The organism is Micromonospora sp. II (assembly GCF_001709195.1).
GTDB classification, from domain to species: Bacteria; Actinomycetota; Actinomycetes; order Mycobacteriales; family Micromonosporaceae; genus Micromonospora; species Micromonospora chalcea.
Genome location: NZ_LYXF01000035.1, coordinates 196,759 through 213,280 on the forward strand (window position 1 = coordinate 196,759; position 16,522 = coordinate 213,280).

At 73.4% G+C, this 16,522-nt stretch carries 19 protein-coding genes; 13 read left to right on the forward strand and 6 right to left on the reverse strand.

Features of this window, described 5'->3' with window-relative positions; all coding sequences use genetic code 11:
* Positions 1-23: 23 nt before the first annotated feature.
* Complete coding sequence (locus A8711_RS18830) at positions 24-491, reverse strand: DUF3592 domain-containing protein (protein ID WP_043329270.1); 468 nt, start codon at positions 489-491, stop codon at positions 24-26.
* 111 nt (positions 492-602) lie between these two features.
* Here A8711_RS18830 and A8711_RS18835 point away from each other — a divergent pair, with 111 nt between their 5' ends.
* Together A8711_RS18835 and A8711_RS18840 are read left to right on the forward strand one after the other, a co-directional pair.
* Positions 603-998 carry a VOC family protein gene (locus A8711_RS18835; protein ID WP_069088963.1) on the forward strand — a complete coding sequence of 132 codons (396 nt, stop codon included), beginning with the start codon at positions 603-605 and terminating at the stop codon, positions 996-998.
* Positions 999-1,210: 212 nt separating this feature from the next.
* The gene (locus A8711_RS18840; RefSeq protein WP_069089121.1) at positions 1,211-2,167 is read left to right on the forward strand and encodes a threonine/serine dehydratase; all 957 of its coding nucleotides are present in this window, start codon (positions 1,211-1,213) and stop codon (positions 2,165-2,167) included.
* A 117-nt stretch (positions 2,168-2,284) separates the two neighbouring features.
* Here the strand turns inward: A8711_RS18840 and A8711_RS18845 are convergent, their stop codons facing one another.
* Positions 2,285-2,770: a roadblock/LC7 domain-containing protein gene (locus A8711_RS18845; RefSeq protein WP_069088964.1), complete on the reverse strand. Its 486-nt coding sequence runs from the start codon at positions 2,768-2,770 to the stop codon at positions 2,285-2,287.
* On the reverse strand, positions 2,767-3,138 hold the full coding sequence (locus tag A8711_RS18850) for a hypothetical protein (protein ID WP_013287772.1): 372 nt from the start codon (positions 3,136-3,138) through the stop codon (positions 2,767-2,769). The genes A8711_RS18845 and A8711_RS18850 overlap by 4 nt, the downstream gene beginning before the upstream one ends.
* 234 nt (positions 3,139-3,372) lie before the next feature.
* Here A8711_RS18850 and A8711_RS18855 point away from each other — a divergent pair, with 234 nt between their 5' ends.
* Positions 3,373-3,684 carry a PadR family transcriptional regulator gene (locus A8711_RS18855; RefSeq protein ID WP_043329277.1) on the forward strand — a complete coding sequence of 104 codons (312 nt, stop codon included), beginning with the start codon at positions 3,373-3,375 and terminating at the stop codon, positions 3,682-3,684.
* On the forward strand, positions 3,678-4,424 hold the full coding sequence (locus A8711_RS18860; RefSeq protein ID WP_233607655.1) for a hypothetical protein: 747 nt from the start codon (positions 3,678-3,680) through the stop codon (positions 4,422-4,424). Before A8711_RS18855 ends, A8711_RS18860 begins: the two co-directional genes overlap by 7 nt.
* 93 nt (positions 4,425-4,517) lie before the next feature.
* On the opposite strand, the gene A8711_RS18865 is transcribed toward A8711_RS18860, so the two are convergent.
* Positions 4,518-5,294, reverse strand: a complete 777-nt coding sequence (locus A8711_RS18865) for a M48 family metallopeptidase (RefSeq protein ID WP_083297060.1) — start codon at positions 5,292-5,294, stop codon at positions 4,518-4,520.
* Between the two features lie 178 nt (positions 5,295-5,472).
* On the opposite strand from A8711_RS18865, the gene A8711_RS18870 reads away from it, so the two are divergent.
* From A8711_RS18870 to npdG, 4 genes are all read left to right on the forward strand, one after another.
* The gene (locus tag A8711_RS18870) at positions 5,473-5,676 is read left to right on the forward strand and encodes a hypothetical protein (RefSeq protein ID WP_018787041.1); all 204 of its coding nucleotides are present in this window, start codon (positions 5,473-5,475) and stop codon (positions 5,674-5,676) included.
* A 78-nt stretch (positions 5,677-5,754) separates the two neighbouring features.
* Positions 5,755-6,525 (forward strand): histone, encoded by a 771-nt coding sequence (locus tag A8711_RS31575; protein WP_083297053.1) that lies wholly within the window; start codon positions 5,755-5,757, stop codon positions 6,523-6,525.
* 87 nt (positions 6,526-6,612) lie between these two features.
* A complete protein-coding gene (locus A8711_RS18880; RefSeq protein ID WP_069088967.1) occupies positions 6,613-8,049 on the forward strand; it encodes an RNB domain-containing ribonuclease in 1,437 nt (478 codons plus the stop codon).
* 64 nt (positions 8,050-8,113) lie between these two features.
* Positions 8,114-8,812, forward strand: coding sequence for an NADPH-dependent F420 reductase (gene npdG / locus A8711_RS18885; protein ID WP_069088968.1), 699 nt, complete (start codon positions 8,114-8,116; stop codon positions 8,810-8,812).
* Between the two features lie 102 nt (positions 8,813-8,914).
* Here the strand turns inward: npdG and panB are convergent, their stop codons facing one another.
* Positions 8,915-9,760, reverse strand: coding sequence for a 3-methyl-2-oxobutanoate hydroxymethyltransferase (gene panB / locus A8711_RS18890; protein WP_043329285.1), 846 nt, complete (start codon positions 9,758-9,760; stop codon positions 8,915-8,917).
* A 118-nt stretch (positions 9,761-9,878) separates the two neighbouring features.
* Positions 9,879-11,639, reverse strand: coding sequence for an NAD+ synthase (locus tag A8711_RS18895; RefSeq protein WP_069088969.1), 1,761 nt, complete (start codon positions 11,637-11,639; stop codon positions 9,879-9,881).
* Positions 11,640-11,845: 206 nt separating this feature from the next.
* On the opposite strand from A8711_RS18895, the gene glnA reads away from it, so the two are divergent.
* The 5 genes from glnA to A8711_RS18920 all read left to right on the forward strand — a co-directional run bounded on the left by glnA (position 11,846) and on the right by A8711_RS18920 (position 16,499).
* Positions 11,846-13,195, forward strand: a complete 1,350-nt coding sequence (gene glnA, locus A8711_RS18900) for a type I glutamate--ammonia ligase (protein WP_036344036.1) — start codon at positions 11,846-11,848, stop codon at positions 13,193-13,195.
* 80 nt (positions 13,196-13,275) lie between these two features.
* Complete coding sequence (locus A8711_RS18905; RefSeq protein ID WP_069088970.1) at positions 13,276-13,701, forward strand: DUF350 domain-containing protein; 426 nt, start codon at positions 13,276-13,278, stop codon at positions 13,699-13,701.
* Positions 13,702-13,733: 32 nt separating this feature from the next.
* Positions 13,734-14,426, forward strand: a complete 693-nt coding sequence (locus tag A8711_RS18910) for a YafY family protein (protein ID WP_069088971.1) — start codon at positions 13,734-13,736, stop codon at positions 14,424-14,426.
* Positions 14,427-14,523: 97 nt separating this feature from the next.
* Positions 14,524-14,889 carry a VOC family protein gene (locus A8711_RS18915; RefSeq protein ID WP_064448280.1) on the forward strand — a complete coding sequence of 122 codons (366 nt, stop codon included), beginning with the start codon at positions 14,524-14,526 and terminating at the stop codon, positions 14,887-14,889.
* 182 nt (positions 14,890-15,071) lie between these two features.
* Complete coding sequence (locus A8711_RS18920; protein WP_051611414.1) at positions 15,072-16,499, forward strand: M28 family peptidase; 1,428 nt, start codon at positions 15,072-15,074, stop codon at positions 16,497-16,499.
* Positions 16,500-16,522 lie beyond the last annotated feature (23 nt).

Below are 16,522 nucleotides of genomic sequence, written 5' to 3' on the forward strand. Positions count from 1 at the left end.
GTTCCGCCCATCGGGATCCGTGCTCAGCGAGGATATTCGTGGGGTGGGGGATCTCTTCTGAGCAGCGCGAGCGAGATCGCGATCACGGCGAGGCCCAGGCCTGCCAGCACGGTCGGCGCCTGCAGGAGAAGATCCTCCGTCGCGTACCCGTCAGGCGTGGCAGCCCTGGTCGGATCCGTCCGGTCGACGCGTACATCGAGTACGTCCCCGACGTGGAACTCACTCTCGTCGAGTTCGCTGGAGAACCGCTTCCGGTGCCGTATGCCGTCGAACGTGTAGTCCACAGTCAGCCTCGTGGCGGCGAACGATCGGCTGATCTTGAACCGTTCGACGTGAACCACCTGGCCGGTCGTCTCGGCGCCGGCGAGTACCCGCTCGTCGATCGCCGTGCTCAGCCGATCGTGGAGCAGCATCCCGCCGCCGACCAGAAGGGTGCCCAGGACAACCGCCAGGACCAACTTGAGTTCCCGTCGGCCGAACGGGCTCGCCATTGCCGGTCCTCCCAGCATCCTCGGGATGAGTGCGTTGTAGCACGTCCTCGCTCGTCGCCAACCGCCATGGCCGCCGGCGCTGCAACCCGTGCCACTCTGCGATGATCAGGTGTGACCTCCTACGTGTCCCACACCACCGTGGACTGTGCCGACGCCTATGCCCTGTCCCGCTGGTGGGCATCGGTTCTGGACTACCGCGAGGACCCGGACGATCCGAACGAGCCGGGCCATGAGGAGTGCATGATCTACTCGCGGGACGGGCGGCACCGCCTGCTGTTCATCGAGGTGCCGGACGCGAAGCAGGTCAAGAACCGCATCCACCTCGACCTGCGTCCGGTCGAGGGGACGCGCGACGAGGAACTGGCCCGGCTGACCGGGCTGGGTGCGGCCGTGGTGGCCGACCGGCGGGAGACCGACGGCACCGGCTGGGTGGTGCTCGCCGACCCGGAGGGCAACGAGTTCTGCATCCTCCGCAGCGACGCCGAGGTGGCCGCCACCCGCCCGTGACAGCGACCGAGCCCAGGCGCCGAGGCACCCGGCCCGTCCCGGCTCCCGTCGATCTTGGAGTTGTGGCGCCCAGAACGCCCCGTTCCGCGAAGTTCGGCAGGCACCACAACTTCAAGATCGACGGGGAGAGCGGGAGGGCGGGGGAGGGGGAGGGCGGGGAGAGCGGGAGGGCGGGGAGAGGGTCGGCGGGCCGACTGTGGCACGCTGCGGTGGTGATCGAGCTTGCGGACATCCAGGCGGCCGCCGACCGGATCGCCGACGTCGTGGTGCACACGCCGACCCTGCCCAGCCCGGGACTGTCCGAGCTGCTCGGCGTACCTGTCACCGCCAAGCTTGAGCTGCTGCAACGTACCGGATCGTTCAAGGCCCGGGGCGCGGCGGCGAAGCTGCTCGCGCTCGACGACGCCGAGCGGGCGGCCGGGGTGGTGGCGGTCAGCGGCGGTAACCACGGCATCGCGGTCGCGGTGATGGCCGGGGCGCTCGGGGTGGCGGCGACCGTGGTGATGCCGCGCAGCGCGCCCGCCCGCGCGGTCGATATTGCCCGCGGGGCCGGGGCGGACGTGCGGCTGACCGAGGACATGGCCGGCGCGTTCGCGCTGATGAACCGGCTGCGGGACGAGGGTGTGACGCTGCTGCACCCGTTCGACGACCCGATCGTGCTGGCCGGGCAGGGCACTGTCGGGCTGGAGCTGGCCGACGACGCCGGTGAGCTGACCGACGTGCTGGTCAGCATCGGCGGGGGTGCGCTGATCTCGGGCGTGGCGGCGGCGCTGCGGGCGCGGCGGCCGGGGGTGCGCGTCTGGGGCGTGGAGACCGAGGGCGCGCAGGCGATGTCGCAGGCCCTGGCGAAGGGTGGCCCGGTCGAGGTGCCGTTGTCGTCGATCGTGACCACGCTCAGCGCGCCGACCGTCTCGCAGCTCACCTACGATCATGTGACCGCGCTGGTCAGCGACGTCCTCGTGGTCTCCGACGCCGAGGCGGTGCGGGGCACGCTGGAGCTGGCCGAGCACGCCAAGGTGTGGGCCGAGCCGGCCGCCGGGTGCCTGCTGCCCGCCGCCCGCCGGGTGATCGAGCGGGTCGGCGGCGACGCCCGGCTGGGCCTGGTGCTCTGCGGCGGCAACGCCACGGTGGCCGACGTGACCACGTGGGCGGGCCGCTTCGGCGTCTGACCCGCCGCGCACGCGACCGCCGCGCCGGAGCGGGCGACCGCCGCGCACGAGCCGCCGAACCTGGGGTACGCCGGCCGGCTCGATTCGGACGGGTGGGACCGAGGCGGCCGGCGTACGTCAGGGTGTGGCGGGGCTGGCGCCGTCGAGCAGTTCGGCGAGCTTGGCCGCGGTGGTCGGGGCGTGCAGGTGCAGGCGCGCCACGTTGATGCTGTCCGTGCCGACCACGGCGAGCAGGGCCTGGCCGTTGATCGCGTACACGCTGAGGTAGCCGCCCGCGTTGCGCACCGTGGACTGCTGGAAGTCGCCCTGTCCGAGCCGGAGCCCGACCTGGCGGCCGAGCCCGTACGTGGTGGCGGCGAGCGCGGCCAGGTCGTCCGGGTCGGCGCCGTTCTGCAGGTTGTGCGTGACGAGCAGGCCGTCGACGCCGCCGAGGACGCACCCGTGCACGCCGGGGATCTGCAACCGCAGCGCGGACAGTTCCTGGGCGATGGCCGGGTACGGCAGGGTCGGGTTGCCGGCCAGCGAGGGCGGAAGCGCGCGTGGTGGCGGCAGGGTGCCGGTCTGGGGGCGCGTACGGCGGGGGAGGTCGTCCACCCGGCTCACAGTTCCAGGCTCTCCTCGATCGTGCGCAGTTGGTGCCGCGCCATCGCGAGATTGGCCCGGCTCTTGCTGACCATCAGGTAGAGGAACAGGCCCTTGCCGGTGCGGTTGCTCAGCGGGCGGATCAGGTGGTACTGGCTGCCGAGCGTGATCAGGATGTCCTCGATCTCGTCGTCGAGCTTGAGCATCTCGATGGTGCGCAGCTTGGCGCGTACGACGTCGGTGTTGCCGGCGGCGGCGACGGTCAGGTCGATCTCGCCGGTGCCACCGGCGACGCCGAGGGTCATGCCACTGGTGTAGTCGACGAGCGCGGCGCCGATCGCGCCGTCGATGTTCATCGCGTTCTTCAGCGCGATGTCAAGGTTGCCCACGATTTCTCTCCCCAACTCGGGCCGCTGTCCGCTGGAAGCGCGACAGCGGATTCGTCCGTCGAGGCTCGCATATGGAGGCGCGAGGTGCACACGGACCACCGGTGATCCACCTGAGCGGGCCCTCCGGACGGGCCACCGGTCCCGCGGGAGGGACCACGCCGTCCATCGCCGATCGCCGTCCGTCCCGGCAAGACGGTGCATCCATGCTATGTAGAGTTCCGATAGAGTGCCGCTGTGCGACTGACCATCCCGGTGGCGAAGGTGCTCTCGGCGCTGCTCGCCGAACCCGAGGCGCCGCGCTACGGCCTCGACCTGATGCGGCTCACCGGCCTGCCCAGCGGGACGCTCTACCCGGTGCTGCACCGCCTCCAGGCGGCCGGCTGGCTCACCGCCGACTGGGAGGCCGTCGACCCGGTCGCCGCCGGCCGCCCGGCCCGCCGCTACTACCGCCTCACCGGGGAGGGCATCCGCTCGGCCCGGCTGGCGCTGGCCGAGCTGCGTGCCCTCGTACCCGCCGAACGTGCCGGCGCGGACCCGGCGTGGTGACCCGGCGGGTGGCGCGTACCGCCGGGGTGTTGCTGTTCGCGCCGCCGGCCTGCCTCGCGGTCCTCGTGGCCGCGGCCGCGGCGATGGCCCTGGCGCACGGGTGGCTGGAGATGCGCGCCGCCGCGCAACTGCCGGCCTGGTCGGCGCTCACCGCGCTGCTCGGCGTGGCGCTCGCGCTCGTCGTCGCCCGGGCCGCGCGCCGGACCGTACGCGTGGGGGCGCTGCCCACCGCGCTCGACGTGGTGCTGCCGATCGCCGCGACGGTGACCGCCACGTCGGCGCTGCTCGCCGCCCGGGGCGAGAGCCGGGTGGGGGAGAAGGCGCCCGGGGTGCTGCTCTGGCTGGCGCTGCTGGTCGCGGCGCTGTGGGTCGCCGGGGCGCTGGCACGCCGGGGCCGGGTCCGGGCCGCGTGGCTGGCCGGGCTGCTCGGCGCGCTGGTGGCGGCCGACGCGGCGGTGGTGCTCGCGGTGGTCACCTCGATCCCGGCCGGCGCGCCCGTGGCGGACGGCCTGCCGCCGGACTCGGTGGACCGGATCTCCGCGCCGCTGTGGCTGTTCACCTGCTGGACCGACTCGTCGTTCGGGCTGCCCCGGCCGACCGGCTGGGAACGGTTTCTCATCACCGACCGGGTGTTCGTCGAGCCGATGTTCTACCTGGCGTGCACGCCCTACGTCCTGGCGTACGCGATCGCGGCGGCCCGGCCGGCGGCGGCCGCCGCGCCCGTCCCGGCTCTCGCCTGAAGGGTCAGGAGTTCCAGCTCAGCGCCCGGCCCGCCCGCTCGTAGTGCCGTGCCAGCTCGGCGTCGATCCGCGCGGCCCGCTCCTCGGTGAGCGTCACGGCCGTACCAGCAGCCCGCCGCCGTCGGAGCCGCCCCGGGGCCGGAACAGGTCGGCGGCGTTGCCGAGCATGGTCAGCGCCGGCTGGGTGACCGGCCTGCGCCGTACGTCGCCGTTGACGAAATGGCCCAGCTCGTGCCCCAACAGCGCCACCCGCGCGGGCCCGTCCAGGGCGCCCCACAACGGCAGCCCGAGGCCGAGCACGCGCCGCCGGCGCAGCCCGACCGCTGTCGCGTACGCGTTGATGCCGCCGTCGACGCCGATCACGTGCGGCATCGGCGCGCCCACCGCGGACGCCACCTCGCGGACCAGGGCGTGCAGCTCCGGCGCCTCCTGCGCGGTGAGCACGTCCAGGTCGCCGTCGACCCGGCCGAAGCGCGGGCGCAGCGCCACCGCCAGCGCGATCAGCGCCACGCCGCCGACCACGGCGAGGTTCGGGAAGGGGTACGCGAACAGCAGCCACACGCCGGCCACCGCGAGCCCGGCCACACCGAGCAGGAGCAGCACCGAGATGCCGGTGACGAGGAGGCCGGCGAACCCCGGCCCGGTCGACTTCAGCGACCGGGCGACCAGGGCGGCGTACTGCTGACGGGTGAGCCGCGCGGCGAGCCGGTGGGTCCGCCGGTCGACAGGCGACCAGCCGAACTCGGGCGCCTGGCGGCGCGCGTCGTAGGTGTCGAGGTTCCAGTCGCATCCGGGGCACCACGGCAACGCCCCGTCCAGCGACACCGGCGTCGTGCCGCAGCGCGGACAGGCCCCCGTGCCCGTCGTCATGGTGATCACGAGCGCCGATCCTGTCCGGTTCGCACCACTGGCGGTACCCGCCGTTCGGACGAGGACGGGCTTGCGCGGTTCCCCACCGCAACCGTCCCGACCAGGTCTAATGTGGAGAAGCGTGACTATTTGGGCCGTTCCGGTGGCGGACGGGCGGTTACCAGTGCACAGTGATCGCATGAGCGACGACGGAAGTGGTGGGCACTACTACTGGTGCACGCGACACCACCGGGTCGAGACCGATGCCGACGTGTGTCCCGCACGGCACGTTCTCGGACCGTACGCCTCAGCCGCCGACGCGGACAACGCCCTGCAGACGGTGCGGGAGCGGAACGACGCGTGGGACGCCGAGGACGCCCGTTGGGCCGGGGAGGGCCGCTAGACGGCGCGGGAGGGCCCGCGTCGAGGTGATCCGTGCTCCCGCGAGGGCGGGAGCACGTCCCCAGGAAAGGGAACCGAGATGGCCGAAGCACAGCAGGCCACCCGCCCGGCCGCGAAACGGACGACCGCGAAGAGGACCGCCGCGGGCAGGTCGACGACGGTCACCAAGGCGTCGCCGAACGCCTCGGGCGCCGGCGCCGGACGGACGCCGGCGAAGAAGGCGGTGGCGAAGAAGGCGGCCGCCAAGAAGGTCGTGTCGGCGGTCCGCGGGGCGCCGGCCACGAAGGCCACCACCAGGACGACCGCCAAGAAGACGGCCGCGAAGAAGGCTGGTACCCGGACGGCGCCGGCCGGCCGGGCCACCGCCAAGAGCGCGCCCGCCAAGAAGGCCACCGCGAAGAAGACGACGGCGAAGAAGACCACCGCGGCGAAGAAGACGACGGCCGCGAAGAAGACCACCGCCGCCCGTAAGACCACGGCGGCGAAGTCGACTGTCACCGCGCGCAAGAGCACCACCGCGAAGAAGGCGCCGGCCCGCAAGACGACCGCGAAGAAGACGGCGGCGGCGACGAAGGCGACCGGAGCGCGGAAGGTCACCGCGGCGGCGAAGAAGACCACCGCCGCCAAGAAGACCACAGCGGCGAAGAAGGCTCCGGCGAAGAAGGCCACCGCCTCGACCCGCCCCACGGCGCGCAAGACGGCGGCGAAGAAGGCGCCCGCGCGCAAGACCACCACCGCGCGCAAGACCACCACCACGGCGAAGAAGACCACGGCGGCCAAGAAGGCGCCCGCCCGCAAGACCACCACCGCCAAGAGCACCGCCCGGAAGGCGCCGGCCCGCCGCGCCTGACCCCCGCCGCCCTCCCGCGGGGCGCCGCACGGACACGGCGCTCGCCCCGAAGGGCGGAACGAGCGGGGCGCTGTCAGGATTGACCACGTGGTGATCCGACGCGTACTGGCGCCCCGTATCGACTTCGGCGCGCTGCGCCGCGAGCTGGGACTGCCCGAGAGCTTCCCGGCCGCGGCGCAGCGCGAGGCCGACGCGGCCGCAGCCGCGCCGCCACCGGCCGTCGCCGACCGGACCGACGTCCCGTTCGTCACCGTCGACCCGGCGACCTCGCGCGACCTCGACCAGGCCATGCACCTCGCCCGCCGTCCCGGCGGCGGCTACCGCGTCCGGTACGCGATCGCGGACGTGCTGACCCACGTACGCCTCGGCGGTGACCTGGAGGCCGAGACGTGGCGCCGGGGGCAGACGGTCTACCTGCCCGACGGCAACGTGCCGCTGCACCCGCACACGCTCAGCGAGGGAGCGGCCAGCCTGCTGCCCGACGCCGACCGGGCCGCGGTGCTCTGGACCCTCGACCTGGACGCCGACGGCGCCACCGTCGCGGTCACGCTGGAGCGGGCGCTCGTGCGCAGCCGGGCCAAGCTCGACTACGGCGGCGTGCAGCGCGACGCCGACGCCGGCCGGCTGCCCGAGCCGATCGCCCTGCTGCCCGAGATCGGGGCGCTGCTCACCGCCCGTGGCCTGAGCCGGGGCGCGATCAACCTGCCGCTGCCGGAGCAGGACGTCGAGCCCGACGGCGACGGGTGGCGGCTGGTGCTGCGCGGCCCCGGCCCGATGGAGGAGCACAACGCCCAGATCTCGCTGCTGACCGGGATGGCGGCGGCCGACATCATGCTGGCCGGCCGGATCGGGCTGCTGCGCACCATGCCCAGTCCCCGCGCGGAGGCGGTGCAGCGGCTGCGTCTGGCCGCCGGCCCGCTCGGCGTGCCCTGGCCGGACGGCACCCCCGTCGGTCAGGTGCTCGACGGGCTGGACACCTCCCAGCCCCGGGTGGCCGCCTTCGTCGACCAGGCCGCCGAGCTGATGCGCGGCGCCGCGTACACCGCGTTCGACGGTGAGCTGCCCGAGCAGCCCGAGCACGGCGGGGTGGCGGCCGCGTACGCGCACGTCACGGCGCCGCTGCGGCGGCTGGCCGACCGCTACGCCACCGAGGTCTGCCTGGCGCTGCACGAGGGCCGGGAGGTGCCCGAGCAGGTGCGGGCCGCGCTGCCGAAGCTGCCCGAGGTGATGGCCACGACCGACCGGACCGCCGGCGCGGCCAGCCGCGGCGCCGTGGAACTGGCCGAGGCGGTGCTGCTCGCGCACCGGGTGGGGGAGACGTTCGAGGCGGCCGTGCTCGACGTCGACGAGCCGCGCCCGGCGGGCAACGGCCGGTCCGGCCGACCGCCCGGCGGCACGATCGCGCTGGACGAGCCGCCGGTCCGCGCCCGCTGCACCGGCGAGCTGCCGCTGGGCGAGCGCGTCCGGGTACGCCTCACCGTCGCCGACCCGGCCCAGCGCCGGGTCGCCTTCGAACGGGCCTGACCAGCGGCCATTGTCACAGCATCGGGATGCACCGCACGCCGCCTCGCTTTGCGAGGATGAGCGCATGGCTTACGACGCGACCACGCTGCCCGACGTCTCCGGGCTGACCGTCGGCATCATCGGTGGCACCGGCGACCAGGGACGAGGTCTCGCCTACCGGTTCGCCCGCGCCGGGCAGAGCGTGCTGATCGGCTCCCGCACCGCGGAGCGGGCCTCCCAGGCCGCCGCCGAGATCGCCGCCCTGCCCGGGGTGCCCGACGGCGCCATCGTGTCCGGCGGCGACAACGAGGACGTGGCCCGGCGCAGCGACGTGGTGATCGTGGCGGTGCCGTGGGACGGGCACGCGGTCACCGTCGCCGCGCTCGCCGAGCCGCTGGCCGGCAAGATCGTGGTGGACTGCGTCAACCCGCTCGGCTTCGACAAGCAGGGCCCGTACGCGCTCGACGTACCAGAGGGCAGCGCGGTGCAGCAGGCCGCCGGGCTGCTGCCCGAGTCCCGGGTGTGCGCCGCGTTCAACCACGTCAGCGCGCCGCTGCTGGCCGACCCGCAGATCGACCGGATCGACCTCGACGTGCTGATCTGCACCGAGGACCGGGAGGTGGCCGGCGTGGTGGCCGCGTTGGCCGCGCGGATCCCCGGCATGCGGGGCATCTACGCCGGCCGGCTGCGCAACGCCCACCAGATCGAGGCGTTCACCGCCAACCTGATCGCGATCAACAAGCGCTACAAGGCGCACGCCGGCATCCGCGTCACCGACCTCTGAACCGCCGCGCGCCGCGCGGCGCGCGGCGCGCGGCGCGCGCGCGTGTTAAGAAGGGGCCCCTCCTCTACGCCAGGCGTTAAGAAGGGGCCCTTCCTTACACCCTCAGAAGGTGTGCTCGGCCGCGGGGAAATCGCCGCCGCGTACCTCGTCGGCGAACCGGCGGGTGGCGTCGGTGAGCGCGCCCGCCAGGTCGGCGTAGCGCTTCACGAAGCGGGGCGCCCGGCCGGTCCGCAGCCCGGCCATGTCCTGCCACACCAGCACCTGCCCGTCGGTGTCCGGGCCGGCCCCGATGCCGACGGTGGGGATGGCCAGCTCGGCGGTGACCCGCTTGGCGACCTCGCCCGGCACCATCTCCAGCACCACCGCGAACGCGCCCGCCTCGGCCACCGCCCGCGCGTCGGCGAGCACCTCCTCGGCCGCCTCGCCCCGGCCCTGCACCCGGTAGCCGCCGAGCGTGTGCTCGCTCTGCGGGGTGAAGCCGATGTGTGCCATCACCGGGATGCCGGCGCCGGTGATGGCCTCGATCTGGGCCGCGCAGCGGCGTCCGCCCTCCAGCTTCACCGCGTGGCAGCCGCCCTCCTTCATGAACCGCACCGCGGTGCGCAGCGCCTGCGCCGGGCCTTCCTCGTACGAGCCGAACGGCAGGTCGCCGACGATCAGCGACTGCTTCGTGGCCCGCACCACGGCGCGGACCAGCGGCAGCAGCTCCTCGGCGGTCACCGGCAGCGTGGTCTCGTAGCCGAACACGTTGTTCGCCGCCGAGTCGCCGACCAGCAGCACCGGGATGCCCGCCTGGTCGAAGATCGAGGCGGTGTACTGGTCGTACGAGGTGAGCATCGCCCAGCGCTCGCCGCGCTCCTTGGCGGCGATCAGGTCGCGGGTGCGTACCCGCCGGGTGGCCGGGCCGCCGTAGAGCGCCGTCACCTCGGCCGGGGTGGACTCCACCATGACAATCTCCTTCCTCGAGGCCGCGCACGCGGTCCCCGGGTTCCCCGCGATCGTCGCACCGGGCGACGGCCCGCGGGCAGATCGGAGTGGAGGATGTCACTCCCCGGCCGGGGAGCGGTCAGCCGTCCTCGCGCCACCGGTTGGTGATCGGCAGCCGCCGGTCCCGCCCGAACGCCTTCATGGAGATCTTGGTGCCGGGCGCGGACTGCCGCCGCTTGTACTCGGCGGTATCCACCATCCGCAGCACCTTGTCCACCACGGCCGGGTCGTGGCCGGACTCGACCAGGCCGTCGCGGCCCAGGTCGCCGTCGACGTAGCCGATCAGGATCGGGTCGAGCACGTCGTAGTCGGGCAGCGTGTCGCTGTCGAGCTGGCCGGGGCTCAGCTCGGCCGACGGCGGCTTGCCGATCGAGTTCTCCGGGATCGGCGGCGTCTGCCCGCGGCGCGCCGCGTCGGCGTTGCGCCACTTCGCCAGCCGCCACACCAGCGTCTTCCAGACGTCCTTGACCGGGTTGTAGCCGCCCACCGAGTCGCCGTACAACGTCGAGTAGCCCACCGCCAGCTCACTCTTGTTGCCGGTGGTGAGCACCAGGTGGCCCTCCTGGTTCGACAGCGCCATGAGGATCACGCCGCGTACCCGGGCCTGGAGGTTCTCCACCGCCACCCCGGACAGCGACATGTTCGCCAGGAACGTGTCCACCATCGGCTGGATCGGCTCGACCCGGTAGTCCAGGCCGGTGCGCTTGGCCAGGTCCTCCGCGTCGGTGCGGGAGTGCTCGGAGGAGTGCTGACTGGGCATCGAGACGCCGACGACCCGCTCCGGGCCGACCGCGTCCACAGCGATGGCCGCCGCCACCGCCGAGTCGATGCCGCCGGACAGGCCGAGCACCACCGACGGGAAGCGGTTCTTGTCGACGTAGTCGCGCAGGCCCAGCACCAGCGCGTGCCACACCTCGGCCTCGTCGGCGACCGGCTCGATGATCCCGCCGTCCGCAGCCGGTCCGGGCGGCGTGGCCGGGATCGTCGCCACCTCGCCGCGGACCACCCGCATGCCGTCACTGAGCCCACCGGCCTCGCCGGGCGTCCCGGCCGCCGCCGGCAGCTCCAGGTCGTGCACCAGCAGGTGCTCGACGAACTGCGGCGCCCGGGCCAGCAGCGTGCCGTCCGCGGCGACGATCATCGAGTCGCCGTCGTAGACCAGTTCGTCCTGGCCGCCGACCATGTTCACGTACGCGATCGCGGCCCCGGCCTCGGCGGCACGCCGGCGCACCAGCGGCAGCCGCACGTCGTCCTTGTTCAGCTCGTACGGCGAGCCGTTGATGCTCAGCACCAGCCCGACGCCGGCCTGCCGCGCCGCCGCGAAGGGCCCACCGGCCTGCCACAGGTCCTCGCAGATGGTCAGCGCCACGTCCACCCCGCCGACGCGCACCACGGTGAGCGTGTCACCGGGGACGAAGTAGCGGTCCTCGTCGAACACGCCGTAGTTGGGCAGGTGGTGCTTGAAGTAGGTGGCGACGACCTCGCCCCGGTGCAGCAGCGCCGCCGCGTTGCGGGCGCCCTTGCCCGGCTCCGCGTCGGAGCTGACCTGCGGCGGGCCGTCGGCGTCCAGGTAGCCGACCAGGACCGGCAGGTCACCGTGGCCGTCGGCGGCGAGGTCGGCGGCGAGCCGGTGCAGCGCGGCCCGGGACGCGGCCACGAACGAGCGGCGGAAGACCAGGTCCTCGACCGGGTAGCCGGTCAGCATCAGCTCGGGGAACAGGACGAGCTGGGCGCCGGAGCCGGCCGCCTGGCGGGTCCACTCGCGGACCAGGCCGGCGTTGCCGGCGAGGTCGCCTACCGTCGGGTTGACCTGGCACAGAGCGAGACGCAGGGTGGGCATGTCCTCATCTTCCCCCAGCCCTCCCGGCCGAATCCGACCGGTTGGGGCAGACAGGCGTGCCGGCCCGCGCGTCCCAGCGCGGCGGACACGGCGGGACGGCCGGCCGGGGAGGGCGTAACGTCGGCGTAACGAGCCCGGTGGAGACTGGGCGGTCAGGCCGAGCCGGCCCGGCGCCGGTGCGGACGTACGTGTAACGAGGGGTGGAAGTGGACCGTCAGCAGGAGTTCGTCCTCCGTACGCTGGAAGAGCGGGACATCCGTTTCGTCCGGCTGTGGTTCACCGATGTGCTCGGCACGCTCAAGAGCGTCTCGGTGGCCCCGGCGGAGCTGGAGGCGGCCTTCGACGAGGGCATCGGTTTCGACGGCTCCGCGATCGAGGGCTTCGCCCGGGTCTTCGAGTCGGACATGGTCGCCATGCCGGACCCGACGACGTTCCAGGTCTTCCCGTTCGAGGGCGGCGTCAGCGGCGAGAGCGCCCGGATGTTCTGCGACATCTCGCTGCCCGACGGCAGCCCGTCCTGGGCCGACCCGAGGCACGTGCTGCGCCGCATGCTCTCCCGCGCCGCGGACAAGGGCTTCACGTTCTACACCCACCCGGAGATCGAGTTCTTCCTGCTGGAGAACGGCCCGCAGGACGGCTCGGTGCCGATCCCGGTGGACACCGGCGGCTACTTCGAGCACACCACGCACGCCGTCGCGCGGGACTTCCGCCGCCAGGCGGTGCTGGCGCTGGAGCGGATCGGCATCTCGGTGGAGTACAGCCACCACGAGGTCGCCCCCGGCCAGCAGGAGATCGACCTGCGCTACGCCGACGCGCTCACCACCGCCGACAACATCATGACCTTCCGGCACGTGGTGAAGGAGGTCGCGCTCTCCACCGGCGTGCAGGCCAGCTTCATGCCGAAGCCGTTCACCGACCAGCCCGGCAACGGCATGCACACCCACCTGTCGCTGTTCGAGGGGGAGCGCAACGCGTTCCACGACGCCGGTGACCCGATGAAGCTGTCGAAGGTCGCCAAGTCGTTCATCGCCGGGCTGCTCACCCACGCGCGGGAGTACACCGCGGTGACGAACCAGTGGGTCAACTCGTACAAGCGGCTGTTCCCGCAGGCGCTGCCGGACCGGATCACCGAGAGCCCCGCGTACGTCTGCTGGGGTCACCTGAACCGGTCCGCGCTGGTGCGGGTGCCCGCGTACGGCAAGCCGAACTCGGCCCGGGTCGAGGTCCGCTCGCTGGACTCCGCGACCAACCCCTACCTGGCGTTCGCGGTGATGCTCGGCGCCGGCCTCAAGGGCATCGAGGAGGGCTACGAGCTGCCGCCGGGCGCCGAGGACGACGTCTGGTCGCTGAGCAGCGCGGAGCGCCGCGCCATGGGCTACGAGGCGCTGCCGGAGAACCTGGCCGAGGCGATCGACGTGATGGCCGGCTCCGAGCTGGTCGCCGAGGTGCTCGGCGAGCACGTCTTCGACTTCTTCCTGCGCAACAAGCGGGCCGAGTGGGAGCAGTACCGCCGCGAGGTCACCCCGTACGAGCGGCAGCGCTACCTGTCTCTCTAGATCATCCTGGCACGGTGCCGCTATCGTCTGCGGCACCGTCCCGGCACCTTCGCCGGGCGGGTGAGCCGGGGAGGCGTTGGGTGCTGGGAGACCTGCTCGACGGGGCGTGGCAGAGCATCGTGTTCGGGATCGTCGGGGTGGCGCTGATGGCCGCCGGGTTCCTGCTCGTGGATGTGCTCACCCCGGGCAAGCTGCGGGAGCTGATCTGGGTACGCCGCAACGGCAACGCCGCGCTGCTGCTCGCCGCGAACCAGCTCGGCATCGCCGGCATCGTCTTCACCGCCGTGCTGACCAGCTACAGCTCGTTCACCAAGGGGCTCGCCTCCACGGTGGTCTTCGGGCTGGTCGGCCTGCTGGTGATGGCGCTGGCGTTCCTGGTGCTGGACCTGCTCACCCCGGGCCGGCTGGGCGACGTGATCGCCGCCGAGGAGCCGCACCCGGCCGCCAAAATCAGCGCCGCCACCCACTTCGGCGCCGCGCTGATCGTCTGCGCCTGCATCGCCTGAGCGGTGTCGTACCCCCGGGTTAGCGTCCGGGGGTGAACCGCACCGATCGCCTCTACGCCCTGGTCGAGGAGCTGCGGGCGGTGTCGCCGCGCCCGCGCAGCGCGAGCTGGCTGGCCCGCCGCTTCGAGGTCAGCACCCGCACCGTCGAGCGGGACATCTCCGCGTTGCAGGGCGCGGGCGTGCCGATCTGGGCCGAGCCGGGCCGCGCCGGCGGCTACGTCGTCGACCGGGCGCGCACGCTCCCGCCGGTCAACCTGACGGCGGCCGAGGCGGTGGCGATGGCCGTCGCGCTGCACCGGCTCGGCGGCTCCCCGTTCGCCGCGGCGGCCGGCGCCGCGCTGCGCAAGCTGGTCGCGGTGATGCCACCGGCCGCGGTGGCCGAGGCGCACCGGCTCGCCGGCCGGGTGCACCTGGTCGGCGACGGGCCGGGCACGCCCGTCCCGGCCGTCGTCGCCGACGCGGTCGCCGCCGGGCGGGTGCTGCGCCTGCGGTACGCCGACCGCGACGGCGCCGATTCGGTACGCGACGTGGAGCCGCTGGCCTATCTGGGCAACTCGGTGCACTGGTACCTGGTCGCCTGGTGCCGGCTGCGCGACGGTGTGCGCTGCTTCCGCACCGACCGGATCCGCTCGGTGCGTCCGCTCGCCGAGCCGGTGACCCGGGAGTGGCGTGCGGGCGACCTCGACGTGCCGGTCGACCGGGTGCGCCCGCTCACCCTGGTCTGATCCCTGTGGAAACACCGACAGGACGCTGTCGTGTCCCGGTACCACGCTGATTCCTGACGACGCCGGCCGACCGCCGGCGCGAACCTCAGGAGGAAGCATGTCCAGCACGCCCGTGACCTGGTTCGAGATCAGCTCCGACCGCCCGGACGAGGCGCAGCGGTTCTACGCCGACCTGTTCGGCTGGAGTTTCGAGGAGCAGGGCGGCCCGGCCGGGTCGTACCGGCAGACGACCGCCGGCGGTGAGCGGGGGATCGGCGGCGCGATCCGGGGCACCGACGCCGGCAACTACGCGATCTTCTACGCCGAGGTGGCGGACGTCGCGGAGATCTGCCGCCGGGCCGAGGCGACCGGCGGCGTCGTGGTGACGGGGCCGGTGACCACGCCGGCCGGTCTGGTGCGGGCCCTGTTGCGCGACCCGTCGGGCAACCTGCTCGGCGTCTTCACCCCGCCGGCCGGCGGCTGACCCCGGTCCGTCCACCCGTGGCGGCCGGCCACCGTGGAGCGACGGCGGGCGAGAGACCGGTCGATGTCGGGTCCGGTGATCGCCGGAGAGGATCTTGGATGCGCCCCCTACCTCGGGTTATGTTCAAGATCCTCCGAGTCGGACGGCCAACGCCGGCCGGCTCGCACAGTCAGGAGAAGCGTATGACCAACGACGGCCACCCCTCTTCCCCCGCCACGGACATCACCGGATCCACTGTGAACCGACGCCGCATGCTGACCATCGCTCTCGGTGGCGCCGCCACCGTGGCCCTGCCCGCGCCGGCCTGGGCGGCCGACGACAAGCGCCCCGGATCGAGCCGGAAGCCGGCGCTCACGTCGGACGATCGCAAGATCATCGCCCAGGTCTCGGCCGAGCGGGCGCTGGCGCACCTGCGCGTCCTCAGCGAGGAGATCGGGCCGCGTATCGGCGGGACCGCCTCGGAGCGGCGTGCCGCCGACTACATCGCCAAGCAGCTCGACCGCCTCGGCTACCAGGTTCGGCTGGAGCCGTTCGCGGTGGCGGACAAGTTCCTCGCCCAGCTCGCCTCGCCGGCCGGGCTGCCCACCGACCTGAACTGGCAGGCCGGCGCCTCCCCGCAGGCCGCGCTGGACACCACAGTCCAGGGTGACGTGGTGGACGTGGGCGCGGGTGCTGAAGAGAACTACCCGGCGAGCGTCACCGGCCAGATCGTGCTCGTCGACTACGTGGCCGCCCGGCGCGAGCAGTTGGTCGCCACCGCTGTGGCGCGCGGCGCGGCCGCCGTGGTGTTCCTCGCCGCCGACGGGGTGCCGCCCCGGCGCAGCAGCGCGTTCTCGCCGACCCTGCCGGGCTCGGCGGGCACGCCGGTGCCGATCCCGGTGGTCGGCGTCGCGCAGGCGCAGAAGGAGCGGCTGCGTGCCCTGCTCGCGGCCGGGCGGCTCACGCTCACGATCTCCACCGTCGCGCACCGCAACCTGACGTCCCACAACGTCATCGCGGAGCGGGTCGGGCGGTCCGGCGCGAACGGGCCGGTCGTCATGGTCAGCGCCCACTACGACACTGTCATCGGCGCCCCCGGCGCCAACGACGACGGTTCCGGCACGGTGCTCTGCCTCGAACTGGCCCGGGTGATGAAGGCGATCCCGGTCGACGCCACCCTGCGGTTCGCGCTGTGGGGCTCGGAGGAGCAGGGCCTGCTCGGCTCGCGTCACCACGTCCGGCAGCTCCCGCAGGCCGAGCGGGACCGCTTCCTGGCGGTGTACCAGAACGACATGGTCGCCACGAGCTGGGACCCGGCCACCCTCTACTGGCTGCTGTCCTTCACCGGCCAGTCCAACCGGGCCACCGACGAGGTGGCCGCCGCCGGTGTACGCCTCGGCTACGACCCGCGGATGTCGCCGGTGACGCAGCGCGGCTCCAGCGACCACCAGTCCTTCCAGGAGGTCGGCATCGCCAGCGCCAACTTCTCCTGGCGGGGTGAGACGAGCCCGGCGCTGCTGGAGCCGCCGTACCACACCCCGGAGGACACCATCGCCAAGAACATCAGCCTCGAGCGACTCCAGGTCTCCCTCGAACTCATCGGCTGCGCCGCGTACGCGACAGCTCGCTGATTTACTGCCGTCCCCGTGCCGCC